The 10491-nt window shown below is 70.5% G+C and carries 9 protein-coding genes and 1 pseudogene; 5 read left to right on the top strand and 5 right to left on the bottom strand.

What is annotated here, in order from left to right:
* The 4 genes from DEIPH_RS12790 to DEIPH_RS12775 all read right to left on the bottom strand — a co-directional run.
* Positions 1-452: 5-formyltetrahydrofolate cyclo-ligase (locus DEIPH_RS12790; protein WP_161636067.1), on the bottom strand; the 452-nt coding region annotated here is incomplete at its 3' end.
* A 40-nt stretch (positions 453-492) separates the two neighbouring features.
* On the bottom strand, positions 493-1377 hold the full coding sequence (locus DEIPH_RS12785) for an acyltransferase (RefSeq protein ID WP_034358711.1): 885 nt from the start codon (positions 1375-1377) through the stop codon (positions 493-495).
* A gap of 159 nt (positions 1378-1536) precedes the next feature.
* Complete coding sequence (locus DEIPH_RS12780; protein ID WP_034358703.1) at positions 1537-1968, bottom strand: isochorismatase family protein; 432 nt, start codon at positions 1966-1968, stop codon at positions 1537-1539.
* 72 nt (positions 1969-2040) lie between these two features.
* The gene (locus DEIPH_RS12775; protein WP_034358701.1) at positions 2041-2826 is read right to left on the bottom strand and encodes an enoyl-ACP reductase FabI; all 786 of its coding nucleotides are present in this window, start codon (positions 2824-2826) and stop codon (positions 2041-2043) included.
* 202 nt (positions 2827-3028) lie between these two features.
* On the opposite strand from DEIPH_RS12775, the gene pgeF reads away from it, so the two are divergent.
* The 4 genes from pgeF (at position 3029) to DEIPH_RS12755 (ending at position 8384) form a co-directional block, all read left to right on the top strand.
* The gene (gene pgeF / locus DEIPH_RS12770; RefSeq protein ID WP_034358698.1) at positions 3029-3802 is read left to right on the top strand and encodes a peptidoglycan editing factor PgeF; all 774 of its coding nucleotides are present in this window, start codon (positions 3029-3031) and stop codon (positions 3800-3802) included.
* The gene (locus DEIPH_RS12765; RefSeq protein ID WP_034358696.1) at positions 3799-4299 is read left to right on the top strand and encodes a YqeG family HAD IIIA-type phosphatase; all 501 of its coding nucleotides are present in this window, start codon (positions 3799-3801) and stop codon (positions 4297-4299) included. The genes pgeF and DEIPH_RS12765 overlap by 4 nt, the downstream gene beginning before the upstream one ends.
* An 87-nt stretch (positions 4300-4386) precedes the next feature.
* On the top strand, positions 4387-7062 hold the full coding sequence (locus DEIPH_RS12760; protein ID WP_034358694.1) for a type II/IV secretion system protein: 2676 nt from the start codon (positions 4387-4389) through the stop codon (positions 7060-7062).
* Positions 7063-7136: 74 nt separating this feature from the next.
* Positions 7137-8384 carry a type IV pilus twitching motility protein PilT gene (locus DEIPH_RS12755; RefSeq protein ID WP_034358691.1) on the top strand — a complete coding sequence of 416 codons (1248 nt, stop codon included), beginning with the start codon at positions 7137-7139 and terminating at the stop codon, positions 8382-8384.
* Positions 8385-8446: 62 nt separating this feature from the next.
* Here DEIPH_RS12755 and DEIPH_RS12750 read toward each other — a convergent pair.
* Positions 8447-9772, bottom strand: a pseudogene (locus DEIPH_RS12750) (DUF4403 family protein).
* A 273-nt stretch (positions 9773-10045) separates the two neighbouring features.
* On the opposite strand from DEIPH_RS12750, the gene DEIPH_RS12745 reads away from it, so the two are divergent.
* Positions 10046-10483 (top strand): secondary thiamine-phosphate synthase enzyme YjbQ, encoded by a 438-nt coding sequence (locus tag DEIPH_RS12745; protein ID WP_034358688.1) that lies wholly within the window; start codon positions 10046-10048, stop codon positions 10481-10483.
* Positions 10484-10491: the final 8 nt, after the last annotated feature.

Genomic DNA, 10491 nt, shown 5'->3' with positions numbered 1-10491 from the left:
CTCACCCCCCGCCCCCCCCCCCCGAAGCCCTTCCCCCCCCCCCCCCCCCGCCGGTCCGCCGCGAGGCAGGCGAGGACCGCCGCCTGCGCGCCCTCGGGCCGGAGCCGGGGTTCGCCCACCGCCGCCATCCGGCTGAGCTGCGCGCCCGCCGGGTCCTGTAGCCGCCAGTACCAGCCGGCCTTGTTCTGGTGCGGCACGTACAGCGTGACGCCCGCCCCCAACGCGAGCTTGCGCAGCGGCAGCAGCACCCGCTCTGGCCCGACGATCAGTGTTTGCAGCCCCGCGACCTCCGGGTGGGCGAGAAGCTGCCGCGCCGCGTCCCGCGCCCGCACGAAGTTGGGGTGGTGCCCGTGTGGCGGCAGCGGATAGGTCACGGCCCGCGTGCCCGCCAGCCGGTCCCACAGCTGCTCCCGGAACGCGCCGACGCTGAGAGCGGTGGAAGGTTCAGTCACGGGAAGCCCAGTCAGGAAGGCCAGTCAGACGGAAGCCGGGTCAGTGTTCGCCCGTCTCTTCCAGGGTCGGCTTGCGGGTCTGGTTGGGCGTGGGGTCGGGGAAGTGGGGGTTGGCCTTGCGGCCCGGGTCGTGGGGATGGCTGCGGGCGTCCACGCTGTACTCGGCGGGTTCCCGCAGCTTGTAGCGGGTGACCCGGGCGGGCACGCCCATCGCGATGCCGTGCGGCGGAATGTCGCCGCGCAGCAGGGCGTGGGTGGCGAGCATGGCGTCGTCGCTGATCACGCTGCCCGCCAGCACCGTCGAGTGGTAGGTGATGCGTGCGCCCCGCCCGATCACCGTGCGGCGCAGGGTCACGTCGGGGCCGTCGAGCACCGAGTGGGTGTGGCTGTAGATGTTCACGTAATCGCTGACGGAGGCGCCATCCTGCAACTCGATCCCGCCGATGTCGTCGAGCAGGACGTAGCGGTGAACCACCACGTCATCCCCGACCTCCATGTTGTAGCCGACGGAAAATTCCACGTTCGGCCAGCACTTGAAGTCGCGCCCCACCCGTTTGAAGATCCGTTCGGCCAGCAGCCGCCGCACCGGGATCCCCGTCACCGGGTTCTGGCCGACGGGCGTGAGGTCGAGGTTCTTCCACAGCCACAGCAGCGGCTTGACCGACGCGAACTTCCCGGCGTCGGTCGCCATGTAGTACTCGGCCTCGAAGGTCACGTTGCGCGCGTCGAGGTTCAGGGCGGCCAGCGGCGCGTCGGCCAGGAGCTGCCCGTACTCGCGCCCGTACATCGCCTGCGCCAGCACCTCGCGGGCCAGCACGAAGCGGTCCGTCTGCGGGTCCGCGAGGCGGGCTTCCAGATCGCGCAGAAACTCGCCATACGCGGCCTGCGCGCTGGGGTCGATGCTCACCGGCTTCAGCCAAGTCACGCCCGCCACTGTAGCGCGCACGTCGCCTGCTGCCCTGGAGTTTAAAGCAGTTTTCAAAAACGTCCGGGGTCCTCCCGGGCGGGCCACCCCGGAAAACACTGTGCCAGCGGGAACGGCCCGCTAGCCCAAGGTTCTAGACAGGCGTACCGGCACACCCGCTCAGGGCGTGGGCAGCGGCCCCGGCAGGCCCTCCAGCACCTCGACCCGGTAGCCCAGCGCGCGGGCGGTCTGTGCCGTGGCCGCCAGCACGTCCGACCCCGGCAGCGCCAGCAGGTGCAGCTCGCGGACCGCGCGGCCCCGCAGCTCGGCGTCCAGGCCCGACCCCGCGAAGGCGTCGGGTTCCGTGGCCCGCACCGGCAGGTCGGTCGCCTCTGCGCGGAAGTCGGGGTGCAGCACCCATCCGCGCGAGAAGGTCTCGCCCGCCGTGCCCGCCGCGCCGTCCCACTGCACATGCACGATCAGGTGTCCGGCGGCCCGCGCAGAGCGCACCCGCGCCTGCCAGGCCTGCGACACGGCCTGCTCGGAGGGCACCTCTTCCAGGTGATGTCGCTGGGCGGTGAGCAGGACGAGGGCAGTGGGCGTGAGGGTCATGGGGGGGATGATAGCGGGGGAGAGTACGTGGGAGGCCGTGAGAAACAGCCTTTCCCGCGTCCCGCGCCCGGCTTACTCCACCTTCATGCTCATGATGCTGGCCCCGGCGTCCACGTACACCGTCTGCCCGGTGACGCCGCTGCCCAGGTCGCTGAGCAGGAACAGGGCCAGCTTGCCGACCTCCTCCGGGGTGGCGTTGCGGCCCAGCGGGGCACTCGCGGCGGCCTTCTCGTACATGCTGCCGAAGCCGGGAATGGAGCGGGCGGCGATGGTCCGCATCGGTCCGGCGCTGATGGTGTTCACGCGCACGCCCGCCGCGCCCATCTCGGAGGCCAGATAGCGGGTGGCGGCCTCCAGCGCCGCTTTCGCCACGCCCATCACGTTGTACTTGGGCACCACCTGCTGCGAGGCGTGGTAGGTGAGGCTCACAATGCTGCCGCCCCCCCGCAGCAGCGGTTCGGCGTGCCGCGCGGTGCTGACCAGCGTGTACGCGCTGACGTTCAGGGCCGTGTTCCAGTCTTCCGGCGTGGTGTCGATGAACCGCCCGTCCATCGCTGTGCGCGGCGCGAAGCCGATGGAATGCACGAGGTAGTCCAGCCCACCGAACTCCTGCTGCACGCGGGCAAAGAGGGCCGTCAGGTCTTCCTCGCTGGTGGCGTCGGCCTGCTGGGACCACACGCCTTCCCGGCCCGCCAGCAGCTTGTCGAGTTCGGGCTTGAGCCGCTCGCCCTGATAGGAAAAGCCCACGCGGCACCCCGCCGCGAGCAGCTGCTCCGCGATGGCCCAGCCCAGGCTGCGGGCGTTGGCGACGCCCATCACCAGGGCGGTCTTGCTGGAGAGATCTACGGTCACGCTCATGGGGGCGACTGTAGCAATGCGGGGAGGGTGACTGCTGAAGCGGGTGCAAAAGGGGCCGGTCGCACGTGGCCCGTCGCGTGTGGAGGCTGGAGGTCCGGCCTCCAGCTCTCGCTCCTGACCGGAGACACGGGACAGGACAGGCCACAAGCCTCATGCGCCGCTGCCCCCGCCGGGGGATTGACGCGTCAGAATCCGGTGAGAGATGACGCGAGATACTGATGCCCTGATGCTCCTGCGGTCCCCCGTGCTGCCCCTGCCCCATGCGTTCACCACCCGCGCGGGGGGCGTCAGCCTGGGTGCCTATGCCGGACAATACAGCGCCGGGCTGAACCTGGATGACCGCGAGGACGATCCGCAGGCGGTCGCGGAAAACCGCCGCCAGGTGGCCGCCGCGCTGGGCTTCGACGCCGCCCGTATTGCCCGCCTGAACCAGATCCACGGCACCGACGTGCGCGAGGCCCGCGCCGGTGTGCAGGAGGGAGACGCGCTGGTGACCACTGAGCCGGGTCTGCTCCTCGCCATCGGCACCGCCGACTGCTACCCGGTCTTGCTGGCTGATGAGGAGGCGGGCGTGGTGGGCGCGGCGCACGCGGGCTGGCGCGGCACGCTGGGCCGGATCGCGGCGCGCACCGTCGAGGCGATGGTGGCGCGCGGGGCTTCCCCCGCCCACCTCCGCGCGGCGGTCGGTCCCGGCATCTGCGGCGAGCGGTACCCGGTCGGGGCCGACGTGGCCCGGCAGTTCCGGGAAGCGGGGCTGGGGGAGTTCGTGACCACGGTTAGGGAAGGGCCGCACCTCGACCTCGCGGGGGCGAACCGGGCGGTGCTGCTGGCGGCGGGCCTGCGGCCGGAGAACATCTGGGTCAGCGGGCGGTGCAGCACCGAGGCCGACTTCTACTCCTACCGCCGCGACGCCGGCCGGACTGGGCGGATGTGGGCCGTGATCGGGTTGCCGTCCGGTCAGGAGGCGCGCGCATGAGCCTGCTGCGCCCCCGCGACGTGCTGGATCATGTCCACGACATCACGCCCGAGTTTCTGGCGGCGCGCGGGCTGCGCGGGCTGCTGCTGGACCTCGACAACACCCTGATTCCCTACGGCAGCTACGAGGACCGCGCGGACGTGATGCGCTGGGCCGCCGAACTGCGCCGCCTGGGCATCCGGCTGTATCTGCTCAGCAACGCCACCGGCAGGCGGGCGCGCTTCTGGGTGGAGAAACTCGGCTTCGAGGGGGTGGGCATGGCCGGGAAACCCAACCCGCGCGCCTTTCGCCGGGCGCTGGACAGCCTGGGCCTGCCCGCGCGGCAGGTGGGCATGGTGGGCGATCAGCTGTTCACCGACGTGCTGGGCGGCAACCTGACGGGGATGCACACCATTCTGGTGCGGCCCCTGGCCGTGAACGCCCTGCCGCACACCCGCATGACCCGCAAGCTGGAGCGCGCGGTGCTCAGACGCTACGGACACGACTGGAAGGCCTGACCACAGGCCCGCACAGGGAGGCACGACCCATGGAGATTTCACAAATGCAGACCCCACACCTGGAAACCGGACCTATGGAGGCAACGCGTGGCACTTTCGATTGGTGACCGGCGGCTGGGCGCGATCCTGCTCGAACAGGGCTACGTCAACGACACCGACCTGCAAAAGGCGCTGGTGCGCCACGCGGAGGTCGGGGGCCGCCTGGCCGACATCCTGATCGACTCCGGACAGGTGGGCGAGAAACGCATCGCGCGCGCCATCGAGGAGGCGCTGGGCATTCCGCTGGTCAACCTGCTGGTCGTGACCCCCGATGCGGAAGCCGTGTCGGCGGTGCGGGCGCAGACGGCGCAGCAGGCGCAGGCGTTTCCCTTCGCGCTTGAGGGGCAGACGCTGCGGGTCGCGCTGGTGGACCCCCTTTCCAGCGTGGCGCTGGAGGCGCTGGAGGACGACAGCGGCCTGAACATCGAGCCGTATCAGGCGCTGCGCGAGCAGGTGCACTGGTCCATCGCCACCTATTATCCGGAACTCGGCCTGACGCCCGTGCTGCCCGAGGGGGCGGGAAGTGGCCCGGCGGGGGGCGGGATGCTGGGAGAACGCCTGATCAGCCGCGGCCTGCTGACCCACGCGCAGCTTCAGGTGGCCCTCGACGCGCAGCAGCAGACCGGGGAGGCGCTGGGCAACACGCTGGTGGCGCAGGGCGTCCTGACCGAAGACCAGCTGTACGAGGTGCTGGCCGAGCAGGCGGGCGCGGTGTACCTGCGCAACCCCCGCGACTTTCACCCCGGCGAGGAGGTGCTGGGCAGCCTGCTGCGCGCCGACGCGCTGCGCCTCTCGGCCGTGCCGGTGGACGAGACGGCGCAGGGCGTGACGGTGGTCGTCACCGACCCGCGCCGCCGCGACGAGGTCGAGGCGCTGATCGGGCGGCCCGTGCAACTCGTTCTCGCCAAGCCGCGTGACGTGGAAGCCCTGATCGAGCGCTATTACCCGCAGCGGGGCCGTCTGGGCGAGCAGATGGTCCAGCAGGGCAGCCTGTCGCGCGCGCAGTTGCGCGAGGCCCTCCAGGTCCAGGCGCGCGGCGGCAAGGTCAAGCCGCTGGGCGAGGTGATCGTGGAACTGGGCTTCGCGGGGGCCGAGGAGATCGACACCGCCCTTCAGAAGCAGAACGCGGGCGGGGGCCGCCTGGAAGACACCCTGGTGCAGTCCGGCAAGATCAGCCCCGAGATGCTGGCCCGTTCGCTGGCCGCGCAGCTGGGCTACGAGTACCTCGACCCGGTGCAGAACCCGCCCGACGCGCAGGTGGCCCTGATGATCCCCGAGGCGACCGCGCGGCGCTACGCGGTGGTGCCCGTCCGCCTCCAGGGCGAGGCGCTGGTCATCGCCATGAAGGACCCGCGCAACGTGTTCGCGCTCGACGACCTCAAGCTGATCACCGGGCGCGAGATCGTCCCCGCCGTGATGGCCGAAAAGGACATCGTCCGGCTGATCGAGCGCTACTTCGGCAACCAGGACATGGCGAATCTCAACCAGCGCCTGGTCGCCGAGAGCAAGAGCCGCGAGGCGAAAAAGGAAGCTGACCTTGACCTCTCGGCGGGTCTGGACGACAACGCAGTCGTGCGCGTGGTGGACAACCTGATCCGCGAGGCGGCCTTGCAGGAAGCGTCCGACATCCATATCGAGCCGACCGAGAGCAGCCTGCGGGTGCGCTACCGCGTGGACGGCGTGCTGCGCGAGCAACCCGAACTCCCCAGGGGCAGCGCCCAGAGCATCCTCGCGCGCATCAAGATCATGGGCAACCTCGATATCGCGGAAAGGCGCATTCCGCAGGACGGACGCGTGCGCTTCCGCAAGGGCAGCATCGACATCGACCTGCGTCTCTCGACGCTGCCCACCGTCTACGGCGAGAAGGCCGTGATGCGCCTCTTGCAAAAGGCCGCCAATATCCCGGAAGTCGAGCAGCTGGGTTTTTCCGAACACAACTTCCAGCGCTATCTGGACGTGATCGAAAAGCCCAACGGCATCTTTCTGATCACCGGGCCGACGGGGTCGGGCAAGTCCTTTACCAGCTTTTCCACCCTCAAGCGCATCGCCCGGCCCGAGAAGAACACCACGACCATCGAGGACCCCATCGAGTACGAGATTCCGGGCATCGTGCAGTCGCAGGTGAACACCATGGCGGGCATGACCTTCGCCCGCGCGCTGCGCGCTTTTTTGCGCCAGGACCCCGACATCATCTTCGTGGGCGAGATCCGCGACACCGAGACGGCCAAGATCGCCACCGAGGCGGCATTGACCGGTCACCTGGTGCTGGCGACCCTGCACACCAACGACGCGCCGGGCGCGATCACCCGCCTCGACGAGATGGGCGTGGAGCCGTTCAACATCTCGGCCTCGGTGGTGGGCGTGCTGGCCCAGCGGCTGGTGCGCCGCGTCTGTACCGAATGCCGCCAGTCCACCAACGCCGACCCCGACGTGCTGCGCCGCCTGGGCCTGAGCGAGTCGGAGGTGCGCGGCGCGGGGCTGATGCGCGGCACCGGCTGCCCCCGCTGCGGCGGCACCGGCTACAAGGGCCGCATGGGCATTCACGAACTGATGGTGATCGACGACCCCCTGCGCCGCGCCATCGGGGCCGGGCAGACCGCCGCCGAGATCCGCGACGTGGCGATGCAGGAGAGCGGCATGCGGACCCTGCGCCAGGACGGCATCGAAAAGGCGCTGGCCGGCATCACCACCCTGGAAGAAGTGCTGGCGGTGACGAGCAGCTAGGGCATTCTCCGCCCGGCAACAGCGGCCCCTTTCGTCCCCACCCCTCTCTGTTCCCCCACCCCGAGGTTTCCCCCATGACCCAGCCCCCCGCCGACATCACCGACATCCTGCGTCTGGCCGCCGAGAAGGGCGCGTCCGACGTGATCCTGACCGTGGGCCTGGCCCCACAGTTCAAGCTGCACGGCACCTACGAGACGCACGGCTTCGCGGTCCTGGCCGCGACCGATACCCGCAAGCTGATGTACTCGATGATGAACGAGCGCCAGCAGCGCATCTTCGAGGAAAAGCGCGAGCTGGACTTCTCCTTCGCGCTGGGGGAAAAGGCGCGCTTCCGCGTGAACGCCTTCATGCAGCGCAGCTTCGTGGGGGGCGTGCTGCGCCTGATTCCCACCCAGATCAGGAGCGCGCAGGAAATGGGCCTGCCGCAGAACATCACCGATATCGCCAGCTCGCCGCGCGGCCTGGTGCTGGTGACGGGGCCGACCGGCAGCGGCAAGAGCACCACGCTCGCCGCGATGATCGACCACATCAACACCACCCGCAAGCTGCACATCGTGACCATCGAGGACCCCATCGAGTTCATGCACACGCACAAGCAGAGCATCGTGAACCAGCGCGAGGTCGGGTCGGACACCATGACCTTCAACGACGCGTTGCGGGCCGCGCTGCGTCAGGCCCCCGACGTGATCCTGGTGGGCGAAATGCGCGACTACGAGACCATCAAGGCCGCCGTGACCGCCGCCGAAACCGGCCACCTGGTGATGGGCACCCTGCACACCAACTCCGCGCCCGAGTCCATCGACCGCATCGTGGACGTGTTCCCCGAAGAGCAGCAGGAGCAGATTCGCGTGCAGCTGGCGAACAACCTGGTGGCCGTGATGACCCAGCAGCTGCTCCCGCGCGCCGACGGGCCGGGCCGCGTGCTGGCCTACGAACTGCTGATCGCCAATCCCGCCGTGCGGTCCCTGATCCGCGAGGGCAAGACCTACCAGATCGTCTCCACCATGCAGACCGGCGCGCGTGAGGGCATGGTCACGATGGACGCCTTCCTGGCGAACCTCTACCGCCGCCGCGTCATCAGTTACGACACCGGCGTCGAGCGCGCGGTGGACCCCAAGGAGTTCGCGCGCCTCGCCAACGACCCGAACGCGGGAACCGGGGGGGCAACCTACACCGCTCCGGCGGGTGGGGGCTACGCGGCCCAGCCCCAGGGCGCCGGCTCCAGCGTGGGGCGTGACGGCACCGGGCGCGGCGGCGACCTGGGCCGCACCGCCACGAGCGTGACGCCTCCGGCTGGAGGGACCTCCTTCGGGCGGCGCTGAGGCTGCCCCAGGGGTTGCAAGCGGCGCGGGGTCAGCTCCCGCGCCGCTTGGTGTTCCCGCTGCTACCGCACCGCCCCCGCGTCCACCGTCGCCCGCAGTTGCCCGCTGGCCGCTGCCGTGACGACCAGGGCGTCCGGCTGCACGGTCAGGGCCGTGAGCTTCAGGGCGCCGACCGTGCCTGCCAATCCCACGCCGGGAGCGGGCGTGAAGGGAAGCCGGGACTGGACCTGCCCTCTGGCCTGTTCCAGCTGCGGGGTCAGGTCGAAGCGGGCGGCGCGGGTCAGATACGCCCGCGCCTGCTCGTCCGCCAGTCAGCCGATGACGCGCCCGGTCAGACCCTCGCGGCGGGTGGTGACGGTCACGCCGCTCAGGGTCACGACCCGGCCCGAGGGGTCCAGGGCAGGCGTGCCCGTCACGTCGGCGGTGGCCTGGACCCTCAGGCCCAGGGGACCGGACACCACCACGCGGACGGCGGCGCTGAGCTTGCCCCCCTGCGGGGTGACCGTGACCTGCTGCACGCGCAGGGTGGGGGAGAGGGGCACCGGCAGCGCAAAGGTCCGCCCACCCGCCGCACGGGTAGCGGCCCGGGACAGTTCGGGATAGGGCAGGCGCACGGGCACGCTCAGCTCGACGCCAGGGGCGGGCGGCGCGGCGACCTTCAGGGGCGGCAGCGGCGTGGGGGAGACGGCGGGTGCCCGTCCCAGCCCGGCGTTCAGGTCGAAGGTCGCGCCCACCGTCAGCTTCAGCGCCCCTTCCGTGAAGCGCGGGGGGCTGACGCTCAGGCTGCGCGGTGTGACGCGGGCGTAGGCGGGGTCGGGCGTGGGGAGGGTCCAGGGCTGCTGGGCGCGTGCCCACAGCGTTCCCGCGCGGGTGCGGAGGTTGGCGCCCTCGCGCACCGCCTTCGCCACATCCGCCGCCACCCGGTCCAGCCCCGCGCGCACCTGCCCGTCCACCAGCGCCTGCACGCTGATCTTCACGCCCTGCGCCAGTTCCACGCTGAGGGGGTCGGTCCAGACGGCGTCGCCCGTCACCTTCGCGCCTGCCTCCCACTCGGGCGTGACATAGGGCGCGACGCGCAGGCTGACGGTCGCCGCCCCGCCGAAATCCCGCGCCAGCAGCGATCCCAGGCCCGCCGGTTCGGCCCGGAAGTCGGCGCGGATCGGCACGCTGACGATCAGGGCGTCTCCCTCCGGCGCCGGCTTCACGCTGACGTGTCCGGCGCGCGTCACGGTTCCGGTCAATTTCACGCTCAGCAGGCCGCCCAGGAAGGTCCGCGTCTCGTCCAGCCGTGCGAACTCGCCCGGCACGCGGCTATTCGCGGCCTCCTGCACCCCCATGAGCGGCACGTTCAGCGGGAGCGTGACGGACGAGGCGGCCTCGGCGGGCATGCTGGTCATCAGGACAGTCAACAGGGCAGGGATGAGAAGGCGTCGCATGGCGTGGGGATCAGGCTACCGGGTGCGGATGATAAGGATTCCGGTTAATCAGTGATGAAAGAACTGGTTAACCCGACCGGAGGGAGAAGGAAAAACGGTGACGGATAGGAGTGAAGGCACCGCAGCGGAGCGGAGGGGCCGTAACGGATTATCCGGAATCCGTGTGAGACGGCGGCGGGAGGCGGGGGCAGAGCGCGGGACCATCCGCCCCGCTACCCTGTCCCCATGTGGGCACAACACGACCTGCGGCTGCGGCCCTATCCGCGCGGCTTTCACCTGATCACCCGGGAGGTGGTGGCCGCCGTCCCGGAACTCGCGCGCTTGAGGGTGGGCCTGCTGCACGTCTTCATTCAGCACACTTCCGCCAGCCTCGCCCTGAACGAGAACGCCTCGCCCGACGTGCGGCGCGACTTCGGGCGCTTCTTCGATCATCTGGTGCCCGACGGCTGGCCGGAGTTCGAACACACCCTGGAGGGGCCGGACGACATGGCCGCCCACATCAAGGCCAGCTTGCTCGGCCCCAGCCTGACGCTGCCGGTGCGGGACGGAAGGCTGGCGCTGGGCACCTGGCAGGGCCTTTACCTGTGCGAACACCGCGGTGAGGGCGGCGCGCGGCGGCTGGTGCTGACGCTTCAGGGGGAAGCGCGGAGCCGTGAGGGATGAAAAAGAAG

The sequence above is a fragment of the Deinococcus phoenicis genome (genome assembly GCF_000599865.1).
In the GTDB taxonomy this organism is placed as follows: Bacteria; Deinococcota; Deinococci; order Deinococcales; family Deinococcaceae; genus Deinococcus; species Deinococcus phoenicis.
This window is presented reverse-complemented; position numbering and strand designations above follow the sequence as displayed.